Consider the following 20609-nt stretch of genomic DNA (forward strand, 5'->3'; position numbering starts at 1 on the left):
CGAGGGTGAACGGCTTGAGACACGCCATCGATGGCCGTCGACGGTCCTTGTGGCCTTAAGCGCCCCAACCCGACAGCGCGATCACACCCAGCACGGCAAAAATCCCTGCCGAGATCAGATGCACCAGACGCAGGGGCACGCGCCGGGTGATGGCGTCGCCCAGCCACACCACCGGGGCGTTGGCCAGCATCATGCCCAGCGTGGTGCCCACCACCACGGCAAACCAGGCGTTGTACTGCGCCGCCAGCATGACGGTGGCGATTTGCGTCTTGTCGCCCATCTCGGCCAGAAAGAACGCCACCACGGTGGTCAAGAACACCCCCATGCGTGGCGCGCTGTCACCATCTTCGTCATCCAGCTTGTCGGGGATCAGCATCCAAGCTGCCATGGCGAGGAAGGATGCGCCCAACACCCAGCGCAGCACCTCGGGCCCCAGCACGGTGGTGACCCAAGTGCCTACTGCGCCTGCCAGGCCGTGGTTGGCCAGCGTGGCCACCAAAATGCCGAGCACGATGGGCCAGGGCTTGCGAAAACGGGCGGCCAGCACGAGTGACAAAAGCTGGGTTTTGTCACCCATTTCGGCCAAGGCCACGATGCCGGTTGAGACGAGGAAGGCTTCCATGTTCGAAGGGGTTCTCAGTCGAAAAAGACCGGACATCTTAACGGGCAGTCGGGGACAAATTCGCGCAGCTTGCGGGGGCTGAACATCCATTGGGCCGGCTTTTTGTTTGGATTCTCTGCAAACTGGGCGTTTCGGCACTCAAGGGGCCAAAACCATTCAAGGGCGTACAGAAAACGATCATGGCAACCCCAGCACAAAGCGCAGGTGTGCGTTTCATGGTGCTTGGGCGCTTGTGTAAAGGATGGTTTTTAAAATATGACGGGCATATTGGCGTATTCACAAAATCGGTGCGCCCCTGACCAGACGATGCGTTAGCAAAACAACAGATCTCGGTTGCAAGCCCCGTTTTGTACGGGTATTGGGGGATTTCCCCTTGTCATTTTTTTTGTTTTATCACTCATAATTCAACGGCTTCGAAGCAATTTGCAGCGAAGTCATGTTTGCGGTGATCCAATCATTTGCGCTTTCCTTCCGATGTTTTCAGGTATGTCGAATGCGTTTTCGAAGCTCCATCGCTTTTATCCCTGTGTTTTGAGGAGTCCCCTTCATGGGCAACAAACTTTACGTCGGCAACCTTCCTTACTCTGTTCGTGACGGCGATCTGGAACAAGCCTTTGGAGCTTTCGGTGCTGTCACCAGCGCCAAAGTCATGATGGAACGTGACACGGGCCGCTCCAAGGGCTTTGGTTTTGTCGAAATGGGCAGCGATGATGAAGCGCAAGCCGCCATCAACGGCATGAATGGCCAGCCTTTGGGGGGGCGCGATGTCGTGGTGAACGAAGCCCGCCCCATGGAGGCGCGCCCACCCCGCGCAGGGGGGGGAGGCTTTGGTGGCGGAGGTTACGGCGGTGGTCGCCGTGAAGGCGGTGGTGGTGGATATGGTGGCGGTCGTGAAGGCGGCGGCGGTGGATATGGCGGCGGTCGCGAAGGCGGCGGTGGTGGATATGGCGGCGGTCGCGAAGGCGGCGGCGGTGGATATGGCGGCGGTCGCCGTGAAGGCGGCGAGGGTGGTGGTGGCTTTCGCAGCCCCTACGGCTCGGGTCCTCGCGGTGGCGGGGGTCGCCGAGAAGGCGGTGGTCGAGAAGGCGGTGGCCGTGAAGGCGGCGGCTACGGTTACTGATGCACCCATGGGCTGAGGCTTCAGCCACCAGCGCACAAAGCCCTGCATTGCGGGGCTTTGTGCTTTCAGGGTTGGCGTTTTGTGGGTGCCAACACGGATTTCACCCGACCATCCAATGTGTAAAGCCCACTGCGCGTGTCAAAGTCCATGGTTTGCCCCGTCAAGACATCGGCACCCCTGACGATTTCAACGGGCACCTGTGAAGTCAGGCGCTCCTGATCCAGCCAGGCCGTCACAGCCTCCGCCTTGAGGGTCAGGTGTGGGCCTTGGGCGTCGGCCGCTCGCACAGCCAGTACCCCACCGCTCAAGATGACAGTTTGCATGGGTTCATTGGAAACCCCTTTGGGGGCTTGCGCCTGGACGCGGGTGCCCAGCTCGTTTTCGGCAAAGATCAAAACACTCCGGATGTGCAACTCTTGCTCAGCCGGAAAATGGGTGGCGCTCTGGCCGTTGACTTGACGCATCATGCGACCCGAAGCATCGAAGGATTTGACGGTGAACCTCTCCAGCCGGTAGTCCGGAGCCTGCCGCAGTTGCTTGTCAATGCGTTGGGGTTGCAGCTCTGGGATGCTGCGCACCAGCCACCAACTGCCCAAGGCCAACAAGGCAAAAAGAATCAAAGGCAGATAAATGGTGAGTCGGTCAAGTATTCGACGCAGACGCATCCAGGCACTCATGCGGAGCCACCCGGCAACTCATGGATGCCCACTTGAGCGAGCAAAGCCGCGTAATGCCCCCCTGCAACCAGCAACAGATCACAAAACGCGCGGGCGGCACCTTCGCCGCCGCGTTCGGAAGTGGTGTGATGGGCCAGTGCCTTGGCTTGTGCATGGGCATTGGCCGGTGCACAGGCAAAAGCGGCCCGCTGCATCACAGGCAGATCCGGCCAGTCATCGCCCATGGCGGCAGCCTGTGACCAGCTCAGGCCCAGTTGACTCAAGAAGTCTTCGGCGGCCGGGCGTTTGTCTTCGGTGCCAAAACGGGCATGGCTGATGCCCAGAGCCTTCAGGCGCAAGCGCAAAGGGGCAGAGTCACGCCCTGTGATGACGACCGGCGTGATGCCCGCCTTTTGCAACAGCTTCAGGCCCTGACCATCCAGCGTGTTGAAGCGCTTGAGGGTTTCGCCGGACTCTGAAAAGTACAGGCCGCCATCGGTCAAGACGCCGTCGATATCGAAAAACGCCACGCGCACGCCTTGGGCCTGTAGCAGCAATTCGGGCGGGTAGTTCAGGGCCGGGGTGATGGCTTGCATGTCAGATCACCTTGGCCCGCATCAGGTCGTTGGAGTTGATGGCACCGCACAGCAGTCCCTTTGCATCGACCACCAGGATACTCGTGATGCGGTGCAGCTCCATCATTTCAGCGGCCTCAACCGCCAGCGCATCGTGCCGGATGGTGCGCGGGTTGGGGTGCATCACCTCGCGAGCCTTGAGGTCTCGCAGGTCCACCCCTTTTTCAATCAGGCGGCGCAAATCCCCATCGGTGAACACGCCCAACACCAGACCGGCTGCATCGGTGACCGCGGTGGCTCCAAGGCCTTTGGCGCTCATCTCTCGCATCAGTATGGTGAATCCGGCATCAGGACCAACTTGTGGCACATCCTGGTCTATGCGCATGACATCGCCCACATGCGTGAGCAGCTTGCGCCCCAAAGCGCCGCCAGGGTGCGAGCGCGCAAAGTCTTCTGGCTTGAAGCCCCGGGCATCCAGCAAGGCCACCGCAAGCGCATCGCCCATGGCCAGTTGGGCCGTGGTGCTGGCAGTGGGCGCGAGGTTCAAAGGGCAGGCCTCCTTGTCGACCGAGCAATCGAGCACCACGTCAGCATGCCGAGCCAAGGACGATTGCAGACCGCCCGTCAGCGCGATCAAGGGCACCCCCTGTCGCTTGAGCACTGGCAGGATGGCCACCAGCTCTTCGCTCTCGCCACTGTTGGAGATGGCCAGCACCACATCCACCGTCTTGATCATGCCCAAATCGCCATGGCTGGCCTCACCGGGGTGCACAAACATGGCCGGGGTGCCGGTAGAGGCCAGGGTGGCCGCAATCTTGCGCCCGATGTGACCGCTTTTGCCCATGCCAGTGACCACCACCCGACCCTGAATGGTGAGCACCATGTTGACAGCTTTGACAAAGCGCTCGTCCAGACGGTCCTTGAGTTGAAGCAGCGCCGCTGCTTCAATGTCGAGGGTTTCGCGGGCAAGTTTCAGGGTGGTCGAGGGTTGGGCAAGCATGCAAGCTATTTTATCGGCTCGGTAATGTGGTGGCTTGTTAATATGCGCTTCGGCATTTCCAGGTTGCGCCGCAGGGCTGTGGGCCACTTGCGGCGGCCACCTCCCAAGACACAACAAGCGAGCCAAGACATGGACGACCTGAACGTCAACAACTACCTGAAAAGCCACATCCGCACGGTGCCCGACTGGCCTGCGCCGGGCGTGCAGTTCCGCGACATCACACCGCTGCTGCAGGACCCGCGCGTGTTTCGCGTCCTGATCGATGCCTTTGTGCACCGTTACATGCAGCCCGCCCTGCGCCCGGATGTGGTGGCGGGGCTGGATGCGCGGGGCTTTATTCTGGGCTCGGTGGTGGCCTATGAATTGGGCGTGGGCTTTGTGCCCATCCGCAAGAAAGGCAAGCTGCCCTTCAGCACCGTGGAAGAAACCTACGAGCTGGAGTACGGCAGCGCCACGGTCGAGCTGCACACCGACGCCGTCCAACCCGGGCAGCGGGTGCTGCTGATCGACGACTTGATCGCCACGGGCGGCACCATGATGGCGGGCAAAAAGCTGCTCGAAAAACTCGGAGCCAGCGTGATTGAAGGCGCAGCCATTGTGGACCTGCCCGAGCTGGGTGGCTCGCAGCGCATCGAGGGCAGCGGCCTGAAATTGTTCACGCTGGTCTCTTTCGAGGGGCATTGAATCTGCCCCGGGTGTCGCGCACGACGCAGGCAGGACTGATGCGGTTGGCTGCAGTGGCAGTTCACTTTCCGATGCAAAAACTCGAAAAAATCACCCCCAGCAAATCGTCGGCGCTGAACTCGCCCGTGATCTCATTGAGCGCGTTTTGGCCCAGCCGCAGCTCCTCGGCCAGCAGGTCGAGGTTTTGCGCTTGCGCGGCCAAATGGGCATTGGCGATTTCAAGATGCTCGCGGACGCGATGCAGGGCCTGCACATGGCGCTCGCGGGCGATGAACAAACCTTCGCTGGCTTGTTGCCAACCGGCTTGCTGCAGCAGTTGCTGGCGCAGGGCTTGCAGGCCCTCACCCGTGCGGGCCGAGAGCGTCAAGCCCGTGCGTTCTTTTGCGCTGCTCGCTGCGTCGGCTTTGTTCCACACATCGATCACGCTCACGCTGGCGGGCAATCGCGTCTTCAAGGCTGCATCGATGTCGGCATCGGCGCTGTCGTAATCGGCTTGGCCTGCACGCGTCAGGTCGTGCAAAAACAGCACGGCATCGGCCGCTTCAATCTGGCCCCAAGCGCGGGCAATGCCAATTTGCTCCACCTCGTCCACGCCCTCGCCTTCGCGCAGACCGGCGGTGTCGATCACATGCAGCGGCACGCCTTCGATCTGGATGGTTTGCTGCACCACATCACGCGTGGTGCCCGCAATCGGCGTGACGATGGCCAACTCGGCCCCGGCCAGCGCGTTGAGCAGTGAACTCTTGCCCGCATTGGGCTGGCCTGCGATCACCACCTTGATGCCCTCGCGCAGCAGCGCGCCTTGTTTGGCTTTGCCCAGCACCGTGTTCAATGCCGCTTGCAGGCGATTCAATTGGCCTTGTGCATCTGCCTTTTGCAAGAAGTCGATCTCCTCTTCCGGGAAGTCCAGCGTGGCCTCCACCAACATGCGCAGGTGGATCAGCGCATCGCGCAGCACATGAATCTCTTTGGAAAAGTCACCTGCCAAAGACCGGCTGGCGCTGCGCGCTGCGGCTTCGGTGCTGGCATCGATCAGGTCGGCAATCGCCTCGGCTTGGGCCAGGTCGATCTTGTCGTTCAGAAAGGCCCGCTCAGAAAACTCGCCCGGTTGCGCCACCCGCAAACCCGCCAGACGCGGCTGGCCTGTGGTTGGGTTGATTTCGGCGGCGGCCTGCAAACACCGCGCCACCAGCAATTGCAAAACCACGGGCCCGCCATGCGCCTGCAACTCCAGCACATCTTCGCCCGTGAACGAATGGGGGCCTACAAAATGCAGCGCCAAACCATGGTCAATCGGGCTGCCAGTGGCATCGGCAAAGGGCAAATACGTGGCCTCTCGGGCTTTCAGGCTGCGCCCGCACAGGGCCTCAATCAAGGGCGACAGATGCTTGCCCGAGACCCGCACAATGCCCACCGCCCCGCGACCGGGCGCGGTGGCAATGGCCACGATGGGTTCGAGGTGCCTGGCAAGCATGGTCGGTTAGCGCGGGTAAGGGTGTGGACGGGCCAATCCAAAAAAAGGCCGCTTGCGCGGCCTTTTTTAAGTTACTTGAACTTGGGCAGGTTGAACTGCGGCGGCACGCCCATGCGGGTGTTGATCATCCATTGCTGGGCAATCGACAAAATGTTGTTCGTGATCCAGTACAGCACCAGACCTGCCGGGAAGAAGAAAAACATGACCGAGAAAATCAGCGGCATCATCCACATCAGCTTGGCTTGCATCGGGTCCGGTGGCGCGGGATTCAGGGCCGTTTGCAGCAAGGTGGTCAAGGTCATGACCAAGGGCAAGATGAAATACGGATCGGGTGCCGACAGATCGTGGATCCAGAGCACCCAAGGCGCGTTGCGCATCTCGACGCTGGACAACAACACCCAATACAGGGCAATGAACACCGGGATCTGAACCATGATCGGGAAGCAGCCCCCCATCGGGTTGACCTTTTCCTCGCGGTAGATCTTCATCATCTCCTGCTGCATTTGCTGCGGATTGCTCTTGAGGCGTTCACGCATTTCCATGATCTTGGGGTTAATGGCCTTCATCTTGGCCATGCTGGCGTAGGCCTTGGCATTGAGCCAATAAAAAGCGATCTTGAGCAAGAGCACCAAGGCGACGATGGCCCAGCCCCAGTTTTGCAAAACACTGTGCAATTGGTCCAGCAGCCAATACAAAGGCTTGGACAGCATGGCCAGCCAGCCGTAGTCTTTCACCAGATCCAGACCGGGGGACAAGGACTCCAGCACTTTCTCTTCTTGGGGGCCGCTGAACAACTGATTGGTCAAGACCTTCGACTGGCCTGGCGCCAACTCGGCCAAGGGGGTGATCATGCCCACGGCATACAGGTTGGTATCGACTTTGCGCACAAAGTTTTCGCGCTGCACGCCATCGGGCAACAACCAGGCGCTGGCAAAGTAATGCTGCACCATGGCCACATAACCGTTGGTCGATGTCTTGTCGATCTCGGCCTTGTTCTTTTCGATGTCTCCAAAGTCCACCTTGTTGTACTTCTTGGCATCGGTGTAAATCGCGGGGCCGGTGAAAGTGAAGTAGAACGCCGACTCGCCCTCGGGCGCGTTGCCATCGCGCACCAGCTGCATGTACAGCTGCGGCGACACGCTGGCCTGACCGTTGTTGACCACCTCGTGCTTCACGTCGATCACGTAACTGCCTCGCTTGAGCGTGTAGGTCTTGACCAGCTTCACGCCATTCAGCTCGTCGGACTCAAAGCGCAAGTTCAACTCGTTTTGACCGTCTTTGAGGGTGCGCTCACCGCTGAACTTCATGGCTGTTTTGTGCGTCGGAAAGTTGCCGCCAATCAGACCCGTCTGGGCCATGTAAACGCGGCTTGCGCTTTGGTCCAGCAACACCATGTTCTTTTTGGGGTCGACCAGATCGCGGTGCTGTGTGAATTCGCTGCGCACCAAAGAGCCTCCTTCGGTGTCAAAGCTCAGCTTGAGCACATCGGTCTCGACCTCGATTTTTTCGCGAGGCGTCGGGGCCGAGGCAGCGGGTGCAGACGACGGCACCTGCCCGGGCGAAGCCGCGATGGCGACCGTGGCCGAAGGCAGGGCATTGGCGCTGCTGGCGACCGGGTTGTTGGCGGCAGCGGCATTGCCGCTGGCTGCGGATGCGACTTCCGGTTTGGGGAAGAAGGTGGCTTTTTTGCCGTTATGCAATTGCCACTGATCCCAAAGCAAAACCAGGGAAAAACCAAAAATCACCCAAAGGATGGTGCGACGGATATCGTTCATGGGGTCTTCTTTGACGACGGGGGGGATAACAAAGCAGAGAACAAGCGAGGCACCTGCACGGGAACGGGATCGTGGCCACCCTTGCACCACGGACCGCAACGCACCAAGCGGTGCAAGGTCAGGTAAGCGCCAGCAGCAGCGCCATGCGATGACAAGGCATCGAGCGCATACACCGAGCAAGTCGGCTCAAACCGGCAAGAGGACCCCAGCCAGGGGCTGAGCACCAAGCGGTAAACGCGCACCAAGCCCATCAAAAAGCGTTGAACGATCATGCGCGCACCTCTTGGCGCTTGTCCAAGTGCAAAGCGTGCACAAAAAGTTGCTCCAGCTCCTGGCGCACCGCAAGCTTGAGGTGGTCCGAGCTGGCGCTGATGAACGCCTTCCGATCAAACGTGGCGCGCAAGCGAACCACATGGACGGCCACTGGCAAATCGACGCAGAACCGTTGACTCACGTTGTAGATCTGGCGCTTGATCGCGTTTCGGGTCACCGCACGGCGGGCCCATCGCTTGGGCACCATGGCGCCCAGCCAGACATCCCGCAAATCAAAAAGGGCCTGCTCCAGTGAAGGAGCAAGCCCCAGTTGTTCGCCGGGAGTCACACAGGTGTCAGAGGGCTGAGTCAGGCTCAGGCGATGCAGCGCAAAGTGCGCAGTCCGCGAGACCGTACCGCCCGCCAGGGCAGCCTGAAACTGTGGGCGTGTTTTTAAACGCTGCACGATGGCCAAGCCCCGGATTCAACCGCCCGCAGTGTCAACAGACCACGAACAGACGGCTGAACATTCATTAGGCAGCCAGGCGCTTGCGGCCCTTGGCGCGGCGGGCATTGATCACTGCGCGGCCACCGCGTGTTTTCATGCGAACCAGAAAACCGTGGGTACGGGCGCGACGAGTTTTGGAGGGTTGGTAGGTGCGTTTCATGACTCTTCCTTTGTGCCCAGAGCCATGGATCGGCTTTGGACGAAACCGGGGATTATCGCAAACTTTCCAAACAGAACCAAACAAACTGTTTTTTCGTCCATCAGGGTGTCCCCGGGTTGATGTCGCCATGATGTGGTTTATCATGCCCTCTCGTTTTCGAATCGGTATGTGGATAAGCTCTTGATAAAGCTGCCTGTCCAGTGCCTCGTGATCAATTCTGTCCACAATAAAAAGTACTCAATGACCGAGGGAATTTCCCCTGATTTCCAGATGGATGCGGGCCACGCCCTGTGGCAGGCATGCGTTGAAGACCTTGCGCGTGAGCTGCCGGAAAACCAGTTCAATACCTGGATCAAACCGCTCACCGCGCAAGCATCGCAAGACCAGCAAACAATCACCCTGTTCGTTGCAAACCGATTCAAGCTGGACTGGATTCGGTCGCAATATGCGGGCCGGCTGGCGGCCCTGCTCGAAAAAATCCAGGGGCACCCAATCAAGATCGAGTTAGCGATCACTCCTCGTGAACGTATTGTCAGATCTGGAATGGCATCCACGCCATCATCCATGGAAATGCCCGTGCAAGCCTCTGCGGTGGCCGATGAAGGGGCCACCAGCGCCTTTCGCAGCCGACTCAACGCGTCCTTGAACTTTGACAACCTGGTCGAGGGCACAGCCAACCGCATGGCGCGTGCTGCTGCCATGCACGTCGCGGGCTCGCCGGGGCAGCTTTACAACCCCCTGTTCATCTATGGTGGTGTGGGTTTGGGCAAGACCCACCTGATGCATGCGATTGGCAACAAACTGCTGGCCGAGCGCCCGGAGGCCAAGGTTCTTTACATCCATGCTGAACAATTCGTTTCGGATGTGGTTAAAGCCTACCAGCGCAAGACTTTTGACGAATTTAAATTCCATTACCACTCGCTCGATTTGCTGCTCATCGACGACGTGCAGTTATTTGCCAACAAGGACCGCACGCAAGAAGAGTTCTTCAATGCCTTCGAAGCCCTGCTGGCCAAAAAGTCGCACATCGTGATGACCAGCGACACCTACCCCAAGGGCCTGGCCGACATACACGAGCGCCTGGTCTCGCGTTTCGATTCGGGCCTCACGGTGGCGATGGAGCCACCCGAGCTCGAAATGCGTGTGGCCATCCTGATCAACAAAGCCATCAGCGAAGGCAGCGAAATGCCCGAAGAAGTGGCGTTTTTTGTGGCCAAAAACGTGCGCTCCAATGTGCGAGAGCTCGAAGGCGCGTTACGCAAAATTCTGGCGTATTCGCGCTTTAACCAAAAGGACATCTCCATCCAACTGGCCCGCGACGCCCTGCGCGACCTGCTGTCCATCCAGAACCGCCAGATCAGCGTCGAAAACATCCAGAAAACAGTGGCCGACTACTACAAGATCAAGGTCGCCGACATGTACAGCAAAAAGCGCCCCGCCAGCATCGCCCGCCCGCGCCAGATCGCCATGTACCTGGCCAAGGAAATGACCCAAAAGAGCCTGCCCGAGATCGGTGAGCTGTTTGGCGGGCGCGACCACACCACCGTCTTGCACGCCGTCCGTAAAATCGGTGCCGAACGACTGCAAATGACCGATCTGAACCACCAACTGCACGTGCTGGAGCAGACCCTCAAGGGCTGAAACCCCATGCAAGCTGGCTTGATGCTTCAATTTCATGGGTTTGACATGTTTTCTGGTCTTTTTGAGGCCAAAAAACAGCGAAAATGCATGCTGATTTTGAAATCGGTGCCTGCCGCAAGCTGACACCAGATAAACCAACAAAGGTAGACAAATGATCGTCCTCAAGGCCACCCAAGACAAATTGCTGTCTATCCTGCAATCCGTGTCCGGCATTGTCGAACGCCGCAACACCCTTCCGGTGCTGGCAAATGTGCTGATTCGCAAGACAGGCCGCGCCGTGCAACTGACCACCAGCGACCTCGAAATCCAGATCCGCACCACCGCCGAGATGGATGGCGACCCGGGAGACTTCACCACCACCGTGGGGGCTCGCAAACTCATCGACATCCTGCGCACCATGCCTGCTGACCAGACCGTCAGTCTGGAATCCTCGCAAGCCAAGCTGATCTTGAAGGGTGGCAAGTCCAAATTCACCGTGCAGACGCTGCCCGCAGAAGACTTTCCACTGGTGCAAGAAGCCGCCAGCTTTGGCCCCGTGTTCAGCGTGCCACAAAAAACACTCAAACAGTTGCTCGGCGAAGTCTCGTTTGCCATGGCCCTGCATGACATCCGCTACTACCTCAACGGCATCCTGTTTGTGGCCGAAGGCAACCGGCTGAGCCTGGTCGCCACCGACGGCCACCGCCTGGCTTTCACCGCCGCCACGCTCGACGTGGAAGTGCCCACCAAACAAGAAGTCATCCTGCCCCGCAAGACCGTGACCGAATTGCAGCGTTTGCTTTCGGACGCCGACGGCGCGATCGAGATGCAATTTGCCAGCAACCAGGCCAAGTTCAGTTTTGACGGCATGGAATTCGTGACCAAGCTGGTCGAAGGCAAGTTCCCTGACTACAACCGCGTCATCCCCAAAGGCCACCGCAACAACCTGACCTTGGGCCGTCAGGCCTTGCTGTCTTGCTTGCAGCGCACCGCCATCCTGACCAGCGACAAATTCAAGGGTGTGCGCCTGAACCTCGACCCCGGCAGTCTGCGCGTGGCCTCCACCAACGCCGAGCAAGAAGAAGCCGTGGACGAACTCGACATCGATTACGGCGGCGACGCCATCGAAATCGGCTTCAACGTCACCTACATCATCGACGTGCTCAGCAACATGGGCCAGGACATGGTCCGCATCGATCTGGCCGATGGCAACAGCTCGGCGCTGATCACCATCCCCGACAACGACAACTTCAAGTATGTGGTGATGCCCATGCGCATTTAAGGCTCGCACCATACGCCAATAGACCCCATCGAAACCCGCGACCCCTCGCGGGTTTCGGCCATTCAAGCGACACAGAAAAACCCACATGACCGACGACATCACCCCCAGCGAAGACACCTTCACCACCGCGCAACCCAAGATCGACGCCAACCAGGCGGGCGCATCCGAAGGCTACGGCGAAGGCTCCATCCAGATTCTGGAAGGCCTGGAGGCGGTGCGCAAGCGCCCCGGCATGTACATCGGTGACACGTCAGACGGCACCGGTCTGCACCACTTGGTGTTCGAGGTGGTCGACAACTCGATCGACGAAGCACTGGCGGGCCACTGCGATGACATCGTCGTCACCATCCACACCGACAACTCGATTTCCGTCACCGACAACGGCCGTGGCATCCCCACCGGTGTCAAGATGGACGACAAGCACGAGCCCAAGCGCAGTGCGTCAGAGATCGCCTTGACCGAGCTGCACGCGGGCGGCAAGTTCAATCAAAACAGCTACAAGGTCTCGGGCGGTTTGCACGGCGTGGGCGTGTCTTGCGTCAACGCCCTGAGCAAATGGCTGCGCCTCACAGTGCGCCGCGAAGGCAAAGTGCACCAGATCGACTTTGCCAAAGGCTTTGTGCAAAACCGTTTGCTCGAGACTGTGGACGGCATCGAAATTTCGCCCATGCGCGTCACCGGTGCCACCGACAAACGGGGCACCGAAGTGCACTTTTTGCCCGACATCGAAATCTTCACGCAAAACACCGATTTCCATTACGAGATTTTGGCCAAGCGTTTGCGCGAGCTGTCCTTCTTGAACAACGGCGTGCGCATTCGCCTGAAGGACGAACGCAGCGGCAAAGAAGACGACTTTTCGGGCGCCGGTGGCGTCAAGGGCTTTGTGGACTTCATCAACGCCAACAAAAAAGTGCTGCACCCCAACGCCTTCCACGCCAACGGCGAGCGCCCTGCTGACAGCTACGGCGGCATCCCCGGCACCAGCATCGGTGTCGAAGTCGCCATGCAATGGAACGACGGCTACAACGAATCGGTGCTGTGCTTCACCAACAACATTCCACAGCGTGACGGCGGCACCCACCTCACGGGCTTGCGCGCGGCCATGACCCGCGTGATTGGCAAGTACATCGAGCAAAACGAGATCGCCAAAAAACAAAAAGTCGAAGTCAGTGGCGACGACATGCGCGAAGGCCTGTGCTGCGTGCTGAGCGTCAAAGTGCCCGAGCCCAAGTTCAGCAGCCAGACCAAAGACAAGCTGGTCTCGAGTGAAGTGCGTGCCCCGGTCGAAGACATCGTGGCCAAAGCCTTGACCGACTTTTTGGAAGAGCGCCCGAACGACGCCAAGATCATTTGCGGCAAGATCGTGGAAGCAGCCCGCGCCCGCGAAGCCGCTCGCAAAGCCCGCGAAATGACGCGCCGCAAAGGCGTGCTCGACGGCATGGGTCTGCCCGGCAAACTGGCCGACTGCCAAGAAAAAGACCCCGCCCTGTGCGAAATCTACATCGTTGAGGGCGACTCCGCAGGCGGCTCGGCCAAACAAGGCCGCGACCGCAAATTCCAAGCCATCTTGCCCCTGCGCGGCAAGATCCTGAACGTCGAAAAAGCCCGCTACGAAAAGCTGCTGACCAGCAACGAAATCGTCACGCTCATCACGGCGCTTGGCACCGGCATTGGCAAAGCCAGCGCTGAAAGCGGCAAGAGCGGCACCGACGACTTCAATGTCGACAAACTGCGTTACCACCGCATCATCATCATGACCGACGCCGACGTGGACGGCGCGCACATCCGCACCCTGCTGCTCACCTTCTTTTATCGCCAAATGCCCGACCTGGTCGAGCGCGGTCACATCTACATTGCCCAGCCACCGCTCTACAAAGTCAAAGCGGGCAAAGAAGAGCTGTACCTCAAAGACGGCCCGGCACTCGACGGCTTCTTGCTGCGCATCGCGCTCAAAGACGCCAGCATCAGCACCGGTGGGGCTGCGCCGCAAGTGCTCACAGGCGACACCCTCGAAGCCCTGGCCCGCAAACACCAAGTGGCCGAACACGTCATAGCCCGCCTGTCCAACTTCATGGACGCCGAAGCCCTGCGCGCCATGGCCGACGGCGTGTCGCTCAACCTCGACACCATGGAACAAGCCGCCGCCTGCGCCCCCGCGCTGCAAGCCAAGCTGCGCGAACTCAACACCACCGGCATCCCGGCCGAAGTGGCCGCCGAGTTTGACGTGCGCACCGACAAACCGATTCTGCGCATCAGCCGCCGCCACCACGGCAACATCAAGAGCAGCATCATCACGCAAGACTTTGTGCACGGTGCCGATTACGGCGCGCTGGCCGAAGCGGCCGAGACCTTCCGGGGCTTGCTCAGCGAAGGCGCCAAAGCCCTGCGCGGTGAAGGCGAGCGCCAGAAAGAAGAAAAAGTGGGCGACTTCCGCCAAGCCATGCATTGGCTCATCAGCGAAGCCGAACGCACCACCAGCCGCCAGCGCTATAAGGGTCTGGGCGAAATGAACCCCGCCCAACTGTGGGAAACCACCATGGACCCCACCGTGCGCCGCCTGCTGCGCGTGCAGATCGACGACGCCATCGAAGCCGACCGCGTGTTCACCATGCTCATGGGCGACGAGGTGGAGCCACGCCGCCACTTCATCGAGAGCAACGCGCTGCGGGCGGGGAACATCGATATTTGATCGATCTTGCAGCCGTACCCTTAAGCTGAGAAAAAGGGGCCCATCAGTTGTGAAACTGATGGGCCCTTTGCTTTGGCGCGCCCAATGTGGCCTTGTATGCTTGCTAAAAGTGCAGCAAAATGACTTTGACTGATTTCCTTTAAGGAAGCAACTGATTGCAAACCGCTTCCATTTAGGCTATTATTAAAATCAGATTAACCAGCCTATAGGCTAGCAATGTCTTCTGAACTGAACCAGCTTCGACTCGAACAAGTGCAGTACACCCTTTCCGGCTACGCGGACTTGGTCAAGCGGCAGCCACCGTCACGGGGATGGCTGAAGCTCATCCGAGAAGCCCTGGGTCGAACGGAACGTCAGCAGGCTCAGCGGCTGGGCATCTCAGGGGCGACGCTGCACAAGTCTGAACAGTCCGAAGCGGAGGATCGCATCTCCCTCGGACAACTGCGCAAACTCGCTGATGGACTGGATTGCGAACTGGTTTATGCACTGGTTCCCAGACGCCCGCTCACGGACGTGGTTCAGGAACGCGCTCGTGCCATCGCGATGGAAGAGGTTGGCAGCGTAGCCCACACCATGGGTCTTGAAGACCAGCGCCCCGGCGCAGAACGGCTGCGCAAACAGGTGGAACGCAGGACCGAAGAATTGCTGCGCGGCCGCTGGTCAGACCTATGGCGATAGACCTGGACGAACAAGACGGCCAGACACCCCTGGACCCCGACGAAAAGACCGGGCTCATCCCGGGGCACCTGGCCACCCAGGGGGATCTGAACGACTGGGAGCAGGAGAACATCTTGCGCGCCGTGCGCTGGCTCAAGCGGGTCAAAGCACCGCAAGTGCTCAGCGAAGGGTTTTGCCGAGAGCTGCACGAGCAGATGTTCGGGAAGACTTGGGCATGGGCGGGTACGTTTCGCAAGTCCGACAAAAACATCGGCTGCGATTGGACACAGGTTGCGGTGCAGCTCAAGAACCTGTTCGACAACACGCGTTGGTGGGTCGACAACGCCACGTTTCCTCCCGATGAAATCGCAGCACGCTTTCACCGCGACTTGGTCTGGATTCATCCCTTCCCCAATGGCAATGGCCGACATTCACGCATGATGGCTGACGCCTTGCTGCGAAGCCTTGGCCAAGCTGCGTTCACATGGGGAAGCGGCGGCAGTCTGGTTGCCGCCAACGATGTTCGGGCACGGTACCTGGCAGCACTGCGAGCTGCAGACCAAGGTGACTATCAGCTTCTGCTTGCGTTTGTCCGCAGTTGAGCGCTCAACCCATCAACCCACCCCACTTTGCAACCCAAACACCACACTCATAGGCTGGCTGCCCTGGTGTGATTGGTAGAGCACGCGGCCGTGGTAAGTGAAGGGGGCCGCTTTGCCTGCGGCCAGTTTGTTTTCGCGCACAAACAAATGGATGTCGATGTCCAAAGCGGCGTGGCGGATGATCTCTTGGCCGCGCATGCTGCTTGGGTCGGTGGCGTTCTGGCTTTGCCAGTGAAAGTGGCTGTCATCGATCCAGTGGTCCATGTACTTGTGAGCATCAGCAGTGCCTTGCAGAAGTAATTTCAGGTAACATGTACGTTTAATCGATCATTCTGTAAATAAATATCGATTTAACGAACATGAAAATCAATCAATCTGCCATGCTCATGCCGTCACAGCAAGAAGAGTGCGCCCGCTTGGGGCAACTTCTGGCGCGCCTGCGGTTGGCGCGTCAAGTCAAGCAGGCTGACGCTGCGCTGCGTGCAGGGCTGTCTCGCAACACGGCCTATCGCCTTGAAAAGGGAGAGCCCGGCATCGCGCTTGGGCAAGTTTTGCGCTACCTGCAGGCCATCTCGCCAGGCAGCACGCTGTTGGACTTGTTGTCTGAAAAAGATCCGGCGTTGCTGGCGCTCAGTGCGCGTGAAAAAACCCAGCGGGTCCGCGACCTGAGCGCGGCTGAGCGCGAAGAACTGGACTTTTAAGGGGGGACAAAATTGACCGCTAAAGCCCTGAAACTGATGGTCTTTGCCCACCTGGGGCAGAACTGGAACCCTTGTGGGCAGTTGCTCATGACAGAAGAAAACACCGAGGTACTTGCTTCGAGTTTTGCTTATGGCATGAACTACGCACGTCGGCCAGATGCACTGGAAATTGATCCCGTGAGCCTGAGCCTGAAAAAGCGCGATGACGTGTTGGGCAAGCGGCTCCTGCCTGCCAACCAATTGCCCATGTTCGGCGGTATTCGTGACGCGGCACCTGACTCATGGGGTCGTCGCGTCATCGAAGCCAAGCTCAAAGTACCCGCCAACAGCCTGCCAGAGTCTCAGTATTTGCTCCATGCAGGCAGCGACCGTGTGGGGGCGCTCGACATCAGAACCAGCATCCACGACGGCCCCAGTCATGGCCCCCATGTTTCGCACGACCTATCGCACCTGATAGATGCAGCAGACCGCATCGAGGAAGGGCTGCCCGTACCTGCGCACCTCGAAGCCATTTTTGTGGATGGCACAGGACTCGGTGGTGCGCGGCCCAAAGCCTCAGTGCGTGATGCACAAGGCGTGCTGTGGCTAGCCAAGTTTTCCAGTCAAAAAGACAGCTTCGATGTGCCCGGCGTGGAAAGTGCTGCACTCCGGCTGGCCGCAGAGGCTGGCTTGAATGTTCCCGCACTCGACATGTGCACCATCGGTGAACGCAAGATCATGCTCATTCGGCGCTTCGACCGCTACTGGCTAGCACCGGATGGTGTCGTTGGCGCGTCAGACAACTTGTTTCAAACACAACCGGGGGAAGGCCGAATGGAGCACCGATTGGGGTTTGTCAGCGGCTTGACCATGGTCGCCTGCGACGAAACCGAGTCGCGCACCAAGGCTTATACCGACCTCGCCCAAGCTGTGCGTGACCACTGCCACCCCAGTGTTATCCGAGCAGACAACGCAGAGCTTTTCAAACGCATGGTCTTCAACATCTTGGTGAGCAACGACGATGACCACCTGCGCAACCACGGCTTTTTGTGGGACCCCAGGCTGCACGGCTGGCGCTTGAGCCCCTTGTATGACGTCTTGCCCCGAGCAAGCCACGCTACCGAACGCTTCCTGCATCTGGGCGTGGGCCCGCAAGGGCGACTGGCCACCCTGGACAACGCACTGGCCGCGCATGCACGTTTCACCCTCTCCAAGGCCGAAGCCCTGCTGATGATGGCGCAGGTCTGGCAGACCGTCAGGGAGTGGAAAGTCTATTTTGAGCAATTCGGCGTCACTGACCCGGAAATCGGCAAGATCGCGCCAGCGTTCCGGCATTTGGACAAGGTGTCGACACCCGAACTGCGCAAGTCGCTGCCGTAGGTCAGGCGCAGCACCGCCAGCTCTCAGCCCATCAACCCGCCCCACTTTGCAACCCAAACACCACACTCATAGGCTGGCTGCCCTGGTGTGATTGGTAGAGCACGCGGCCGTGGTAGGTGAAGGGGGCCGCTTTGCCTGCGGCCAGTTTGTTTTCGCGCACAAACAAATGGATGTCGATGCCCAAAGCGGCGTGGCGGATGATCTCTTGGCCGCGCTTGCTGCTCGGGTCAGTGGCGTTTTGGCTTTGCCAGCGTGCGCATGTCGTCGGTGGCGGGCAAGTCTTCGTAGTCCGGGTTGTTGGCCTTCAAGATGTATTGGCCGTCACGGTTTTTGGTGACCACCCGCAGCAGGTGGCAGGGAATGTTGATATTTGAGTGGCGTGCCGACGTCTAGAAATCAAACCGCGCACGGCCATTCGACAGCGTCACCCTGTCTGCCGTGGTGTGGCAGTGCCATTGTTCATAACGGCCATCGGGTGTCACCATGGTCAAACTGCTCGGGTCAAAAACTGCTGCGCACACATGGTCGGTGGCACGCACCGACGCGTAGCGAATCCATGTCACCTCTGTCTGAGAGTCCCGAACCAGCGTGGCCAGTTTTTGGGTTTCGGTGTAGTCGCCCGGATGCATCCAGAGCGCCTGCGCCAAAACCCACGGGTGCGACAGCAAATCCAAAGCGCGACCCTGAACAGAGGCTTCGTACATCGAGTGCTCTGTGCTGATCGACTGCTTCATGAGCCCTGCGCTGTCCAGCAAAAAGCGCTGACGCCAATAGGCAACTTCTGCACAGGCGCAATATGCGTCATCAGCCCCGTACCAAATGCCCGGCGAATGGACAGCGCGAAAGCGGGAGCCCGTTTGGGGCACATACCGAAAAGGCGCAGCCAAAAGGTAGTGCAAACCGTTTGCCTGTGGTGGGAGCGGCGGCTTGCTGGTCTCCAGCATTTCTTCCAGCAACAGTTGCTCATCGGCAGAATCCACCAAGCGCATGGTGGCTGCGATGTGCTGCGTCTCCACCATTCGAAACGCAGGCATGTGCAAGTCGGCGGTGAATTCATGAACCCAATCCGGGTTCCATGAAGCCGATGACGTCAAGCCGCACCCCGCATGCCATCCAGATAAGACAGTGCAGTCACAAGGCCCTGAGGGCTTTCAATCAGCGTGGCCGGAATGCCGTTCAACGCTTTGTTGTGGCTGCGCAGCCAATCCTGCCGCTTTTGTGCATCGCCACCCACAAGAGGGTCCAAAGAGCGGAACAAACGCACCAACAGCAGCGCCAGTTGTCCCTCTTTAGACGTTGGGTCGATGCCCCGGCTGCCGTTGGCAATGCGGCTGATGGTCGGCTCACTGAACCCGATCACGCGGGCCAAAGCCGCACTCGACAGATGCAACTCTTGGGCAGCGCGCATGGTGGCTTTACCCAGCACCATGAATTTGTCGGGGGCAGTGACTGCGTTGGTTAGCATGGCGTGCTCCACTATTTCTATGGAAATAATTTACCATAAAAACAAAATATTTACATGTTTTATGAACTCATTCACCATTGACATATGTAAACTGACACTTGTCATGTTCTCAAAATTGAATTTTGGCGACATGACAGGGGTGACGTGTACTCGTCAAGAACATGACGACGCTCTCATGACCGAGATGCTCCAAGCCCTGCTGGACGAAACCCAAGGTGAAGAAAAGCATCCCGCGATGGGCTTGGTCGACATCGTGGGCGATCTGATCGAGGACTATGAAGCCAAGCAACACCCTCTGCCTGAAGTCACGGGTGTGCAAGCTCTGAAATTCCTGATGGAACAACACGGGCTGAAGCAAAGCGACCTTAGCGAGATCGGCAGTCAGGGCGTGGTGTCCGAAATCCTGACGGGCAAGCGCGAACTCAACATTCGCCAGGTGCGAGCGCTCAGCGAACGGTTCGGCGTTTCTTCCGCGACCTTTGTTTAAAAGGCGTGGAACACGCCCTCAGCTTCGCCCTGCAAACCATCGCCCACAGGGGTGGGCTCCTACACCAACAAACATCGCCACCGGCCTTCACCGCCAGCGCTCAGCCCATCAACCCGCCTCACTTTGCAACCCAAACACCACACTCATAGGCTGGCTGCCCTGGTGTGATTGGTAGACCACGCGGCCGTGGTAGGTGAAGGGGGCCGCTTTGCCTGCGGCCAGTTTGTTTTCGCGCACAAACAAATGGATGTCGATGCCCAAAGCGGCGTGGCGGATGATCTCTTGGCCGCGCTTGCTGCTCGGGTCAGTGGCGTTTTGGCTTTGCCAGTGAAAGTGGCTGTCATCGAGCCAGTGGTCCATGTACTTGTGCTCGTCGGCCTTGCCTTGCTTGTTGATCGTGACCAACAGGATGTGCGCCTTTTTGGGGGCGAGCACCACATGACCGACATTCCAATTACCCGGATTGAAGGTTTCACCAAACAGCGGCGGAATGTCTTCGCGCATGAATGGTTCACCAATGGCCAGATCGAGCGGGTCAATGATGTGGCGCAAACGGGCCAGCGTGCGCATGTCGTCGGTGGCGAGCAAGTCTTCGTAGTCCGGGTTGTTGGCCTTCAAGATGTATTGGCCGTCACGGGTTTTGGTGACCACGCGCAGCAGGTATTGGTTGTCGCCACTGTCGTCTTGCCGCTCGATGGCCACCACGCTCCCCGTGATCGAACCCGCACGGCTGGGCGTGATCAATTCGTATGATCAGAATGGAGTGTCCTGCTACAGAGCACAATAGATACGATGTCGGATATTTGATGCGTCAGTTCCACTAGCGGTCTCCAGTAACTCCAAAATATGGCGGTTAGCAGGTTTTGAAAAAACCTCCATCACTGCATTCTGATTTCTTTGATCATTTCGAAATTATCCGGC

At 59.0% G+C, this 20609-nt stretch carries 24 protein-coding genes; 10 read left to right on the plus strand and 14 right to left on the minus strand.

Features of this window, described 5'->3' with window-relative positions; translation table 11 throughout:
• Positions 1–55 precede the first annotated feature (55 nt).
• On the minus strand, positions 56–622 hold the full coding sequence (locus HEQ17_RS15065; protein WP_296293489.1) for a TMEM165/GDT1 family protein: 567 nt from the start codon (positions 620–622) through the stop codon (positions 56–58).
• Positions 623–1169: 547 nt separating this feature from the next.
• Here HEQ17_RS15065 and HEQ17_RS15070 point away from each other — a divergent pair.
• A complete protein-coding gene (locus tag HEQ17_RS15070) occupies positions 1170–1742 on the plus strand; it encodes an RNA-binding protein (protein WP_296293490.1) in 573 nt (190 codons plus the stop codon).
• Positions 1743–1807: 65 nt separating this feature from the next.
• On the opposite strand, the gene lptC is transcribed toward HEQ17_RS15070, so the two are convergent.
• The 3 genes from lptC to HEQ17_RS15085 are packed head-to-tail and all read right to left on the minus strand — an operon-like array spanning position 1808 to position 3973.
• Entirely contained in the window at positions 1808–2419 is a 612-nt protein-coding gene (gene lptC, locus HEQ17_RS15075) for an LPS export ABC transporter periplasmic protein LptC (RefSeq protein ID WP_296293491.1), read from the minus strand.
• Positions 2416–2994 (minus strand): HAD hydrolase family protein, encoded by a 579-nt coding sequence (locus HEQ17_RS15080; RefSeq protein ID WP_296293492.1) that lies wholly within the window; start codon positions 2992–2994, stop codon positions 2416–2418. The genes lptC and HEQ17_RS15080 overlap by 4 nt, the downstream gene beginning before the upstream one ends.
• Position 2995: 1 nt before the next feature.
• Positions 2996–3973 (minus strand): KpsF/GutQ family sugar-phosphate isomerase, encoded by a 978-nt coding sequence (locus HEQ17_RS15085; protein ID WP_296293493.1) that lies wholly within the window; start codon positions 3971–3973, stop codon positions 2996–2998.
• Between the two features lie 129 nt (positions 3974–4102).
• On the opposite strand from HEQ17_RS15085, the gene HEQ17_RS15090 reads away from it, so the two are divergent.
• The gene (locus tag HEQ17_RS15090; RefSeq protein ID WP_296293494.1) at positions 4103–4657 is read left to right on the plus strand and encodes an adenine phosphoribosyltransferase; all 555 of its coding nucleotides are present in this window, start codon (positions 4103–4105) and stop codon (positions 4655–4657) included.
• Between the two features lie 61 nt (positions 4658–4718).
• On the opposite strand, the gene mnmE is transcribed toward HEQ17_RS15090, so the two are convergent.
• From mnmE to rpmH, 5 genes are all read right to left on the minus strand, one after another.
• Positions 4719–6131, minus strand: coding sequence for a tRNA uridine-5-carboxymethylaminomethyl(34) synthesis GTPase MnmE (gene mnmE, locus HEQ17_RS15095; RefSeq protein WP_296293495.1), 1413 nt, complete (start codon positions 6129–6131; stop codon positions 4719–4721).
• 71 nt (positions 6132–6202) lie between these two features.
• The gene (gene yidC / locus HEQ17_RS15100) at positions 6203–7906 is read right to left on the minus strand and encodes a membrane protein insertase YidC (protein ID WP_296293496.1); all 1704 of its coding nucleotides are present in this window, start codon (positions 7904–7906) and stop codon (positions 6203–6205) included.
• Positions 7903–8175, minus strand: coding sequence for a membrane protein insertion efficiency factor YidD (gene yidD, locus HEQ17_RS15105; RefSeq protein WP_296293767.1), 273 nt, complete (start codon positions 8173–8175; stop codon positions 7903–7905). Before yidD ends, yidC begins: the two co-directional genes overlap by 4 nt.
• Positions 8175–8624 carry a ribonuclease P protein component gene (locus tag HEQ17_RS15110; protein WP_296293768.1) on the minus strand — a complete coding sequence of 150 codons (450 nt, stop codon included), beginning with the start codon at positions 8622–8624 and terminating at the stop codon, positions 8175–8177. The genes yidD and HEQ17_RS15110 overlap by 1 nt, the downstream gene beginning before the upstream one ends.
• A 67-nt stretch (positions 8625–8691) precedes the next feature.
• Positions 8692–8826, minus strand: coding sequence for a 50S ribosomal protein L34 (rpmH, locus tag HEQ17_RS15115; RefSeq protein WP_028820859.1), 135 nt, complete (start codon positions 8824–8826; stop codon positions 8692–8694).
• Positions 8827–9066: 240 nt separating this feature from the next.
• On the opposite strand from rpmH, the gene dnaA reads away from it, so the two are divergent.
• The 5 genes from dnaA to HEQ17_RS15140 all read left to right on the plus strand — a co-directional run bounded on the left by dnaA (position 9067) and on the right by HEQ17_RS15140 (position 15676).
• Positions 9067–10467, plus strand: coding sequence for a chromosomal replication initiator protein DnaA (gene dnaA, locus HEQ17_RS15120; protein ID WP_296293497.1), 1401 nt, complete (start codon positions 9067–9069; stop codon positions 10465–10467).
• A gap of 151 nt (positions 10468–10618) precedes the next feature.
• The gene (gene dnaN / locus HEQ17_RS15125; RefSeq protein ID WP_296293498.1) at positions 10619–11728 is read left to right on the plus strand and encodes a DNA polymerase III subunit beta; all 1110 of its coding nucleotides are present in this window, start codon (positions 10619–10621) and stop codon (positions 11726–11728) included.
• A gap of 85 nt (positions 11729–11813) precedes the next feature.
• Complete coding sequence (gene gyrB, locus HEQ17_RS15130) at positions 11814–14417, plus strand: DNA topoisomerase (ATP-hydrolyzing) subunit B (RefSeq protein ID WP_296293499.1); 2604 nt, start codon at positions 11814–11816, stop codon at positions 14415–14417.
• 216 nt (positions 14418–14633) lie between these two features.
• Complete coding sequence (locus HEQ17_RS15135) at positions 14634–15095, plus strand: mobile mystery protein A (protein WP_296293500.1); 462 nt, start codon at positions 14634–14636, stop codon at positions 15093–15095.
• Positions 15086–15676, plus strand: a complete 591-nt coding sequence (locus HEQ17_RS15140) for a mobile mystery protein B (RefSeq protein WP_296293501.1) — start codon at positions 15086–15088, stop codon at positions 15674–15676. Before HEQ17_RS15135 ends, HEQ17_RS15140 begins: the two co-directional genes overlap by 10 nt.
• A gap of 12 nt (positions 15677–15688) precedes the next feature.
• Here HEQ17_RS15140 and HEQ17_RS15145 read toward each other — a convergent pair whose 3' ends face one another.
• On the minus strand, positions 15689–16000 hold the full coding sequence (locus HEQ17_RS15145) for a DUF3427 domain-containing protein (protein WP_366938066.1): 312 nt from the start codon (positions 15998–16000) through the stop codon (positions 15689–15691).
• Positions 16001–16035: 35 nt separating this feature from the next.
• Here HEQ17_RS15145 and HEQ17_RS15150 point away from each other — a divergent pair, with 35 nt between their 5' ends.
• Entirely contained in the window at positions 16036–16377 is a 342-nt protein-coding gene (locus HEQ17_RS15150) for a helix-turn-helix domain-containing protein (protein WP_296293502.1), read from the plus strand.
• Between the two features lie 87 nt (positions 16378–16464).
• Positions 16465–17736: a type II toxin-antitoxin system HipA family toxin gene (locus HEQ17_RS15155; RefSeq protein ID WP_296293503.1), complete on the plus strand. Its 1272-nt coding sequence runs from the start codon at positions 16465–16467 to the stop codon at positions 17734–17736.
• Positions 17737–17767: 31 nt separating this feature from the next.
• On the opposite strand, the gene HEQ17_RS15160 is transcribed toward HEQ17_RS15155, so the two are convergent.
• From HEQ17_RS15160 to HEQ17_RS15170, 3 genes are all read right to left on the minus strand, one after another.
• Positions 17768–17938 (minus strand): hypothetical protein, encoded by a 171-nt coding sequence (locus HEQ17_RS15160; protein WP_366938067.1) that lies wholly within the window; start codon positions 17936–17938, stop codon positions 17768–17770.
• A gap of 187 nt (positions 17939–18125) precedes the next feature.
• Positions 18126–18770, minus strand: coding sequence for an RES family NAD+ phosphorylase (locus HEQ17_RS15165; RefSeq protein ID WP_296293504.1), 645 nt, complete (start codon positions 18768–18770; stop codon positions 18126–18128).
• 56 nt (positions 18771–18826) lie between these two features.
• Positions 18827–19201 carry an antitoxin Xre/MbcA/ParS toxin-binding domain-containing protein gene (locus tag HEQ17_RS15170; RefSeq protein ID WP_296293505.1) on the minus strand — a complete coding sequence of 125 codons (375 nt, stop codon included), beginning with the start codon at positions 19199–19201 and terminating at the stop codon, positions 18827–18829.
• A 175-nt stretch (positions 19202–19376) separates the two neighbouring features.
• Between HEQ17_RS15170 and HEQ17_RS15175 the strand changes: the two genes are divergently transcribed.
• Positions 19377–19688, plus strand: a complete 312-nt coding sequence (locus HEQ17_RS15175; RefSeq protein ID WP_296293506.1) for a helix-turn-helix domain-containing protein — start codon at positions 19377–19379, stop codon at positions 19686–19688.
• Positions 19689–19796: 108 nt separating this feature from the next.
• Here HEQ17_RS15175 and HEQ17_RS15180 read toward each other — a convergent pair whose 3' ends face one another.
• Positions 19797–20432: a DUF3427 domain-containing protein gene (locus tag HEQ17_RS15180; protein ID WP_296293507.1), complete on the minus strand. Its 636-nt coding sequence runs from the start codon at positions 20430–20432 to the stop codon at positions 19797–19799.
• Between the last annotated feature and the right edge of the window lie 177 nt (positions 20433–20609).

This window comes from Limnohabitans sp. (assembly GCF_023910625.1).
Taxonomy (GTDB): Bacteria; Pseudomonadota; Gammaproteobacteria; order Burkholderiales; family Burkholderiaceae_C; genus Limnohabitans_A.

What these genes read in the sequence shown, in the direction of transcription:
- HEQ17_RS15065 (WP_296293489.1), bottom strand. Translation starts at nt 622, where the DNA reads ATGGAAGCCTTCCTCGTCTCAACCGGCATCGTGGCCTTGGCCGAAATG.
- HEQ17_RS15070 (WP_296293490.1), top strand. Translation starts at nt 1,170, where the DNA reads ATGGGCAACAAACTTTACGTCGGCAACCTTCCTTACTCTGTTCGTGAC.
- lptC (WP_296293491.1), bottom strand. Translation starts at nt 2,419, where the DNA reads ATGAGTGCCTGGATGCGTCTGCGTCGAATACTTGACCGACTCACCATT.
- HEQ17_RS15080 (WP_296293492.1), bottom strand. Translation starts at nt 2,994, where the DNA reads ATGCAAGCCATCACCCCGGCCCTGAACTACCCGCCCGAATTGCTGCTA.
- HEQ17_RS15085 (WP_296293493.1), bottom strand. Translation starts at nt 3,973, where the DNA reads ATGCTTGCCCAACCCTCGACCACCCTGAAACTTGCCCGCGAAACCCTC.
- HEQ17_RS15090 (WP_296293494.1), top strand. Translation starts at nt 4,103, where the DNA reads ATGGACGACCTGAACGTCAACAACTACCTGAAAAGCCACATCCGCACG.
- mnmE (WP_296293495.1), bottom strand. Translation starts at nt 6,131, where the DNA reads ATGCTTGCCAGGCACCTCGAACCCATCGTGGCCATTGCCACCGCGCCC.
- yidC (WP_296293496.1), bottom strand. Translation starts at nt 7,906, where the DNA reads ATGAACGATATCCGTCGCACCATCCTTTGGGTGATTTTTGGTTTTTCC.
- rpmH (WP_028820859.1), bottom strand. Translation starts at nt 8,826, where the DNA reads ATGAAACGCACCTACCAACCCTCCAAAACTCGTCGCGCCCGTACCCAC.
- dnaA (WP_296293497.1), top strand. Translation starts at nt 9,067, where the DNA reads ATGACCGAGGGAATTTCCCCTGATTTCCAGATGGATGCGGGCCACGCC.
- dnaN (WP_296293498.1), top strand. Translation starts at nt 10,619, where the DNA reads ATGATCGTCCTCAAGGCCACCCAAGACAAATTGCTGTCTATCCTGCAA.
- gyrB (WP_296293499.1), top strand. Translation starts at nt 11,814, where the DNA reads ATGACCGACGACATCACCCCCAGCGAAGACACCTTCACCACCGCGCAA.
- HEQ17_RS15135 (WP_296293500.1), top strand. Translation starts at nt 14,634, where the DNA reads ATGTCTTCTGAACTGAACCAGCTTCGACTCGAACAAGTGCAGTACACC.
- HEQ17_RS15140 (WP_296293501.1), top strand. Translation starts at nt 15,086, where the DNA reads ATGGCGATAGACCTGGACGAACAAGACGGCCAGACACCCCTGGACCCC.
- HEQ17_RS15150 (WP_296293502.1), top strand. Translation starts at nt 16,036, where the DNA reads ATGAAAATCAATCAATCTGCCATGCTCATGCCGTCACAGCAAGAAGAG.
- HEQ17_RS15155 (WP_296293503.1), top strand. Translation starts at nt 16,465, where the DNA reads ATGACAGAAGAAAACACCGAGGTACTTGCTTCGAGTTTTGCTTATGGC.
- HEQ17_RS15165 (WP_296293504.1), bottom strand. Translation starts at nt 18,770, where the DNA reads ATGCCTGCGTTTCGAATGGTGGAGACGCAGCACATCGCAGCCACCATG.
- HEQ17_RS15170 (WP_296293505.1), bottom strand. Translation starts at nt 19,201, where the DNA reads ATGCTAACCAACGCAGTCACTGCCCCCGACAAATTCATGGTGCTGGGT.
- HEQ17_RS15175 (WP_296293506.1), top strand. Translation starts at nt 19,377, where the DNA reads ATGACCGAGATGCTCCAAGCCCTGCTGGACGAAACCCAAGGTGAAGAA.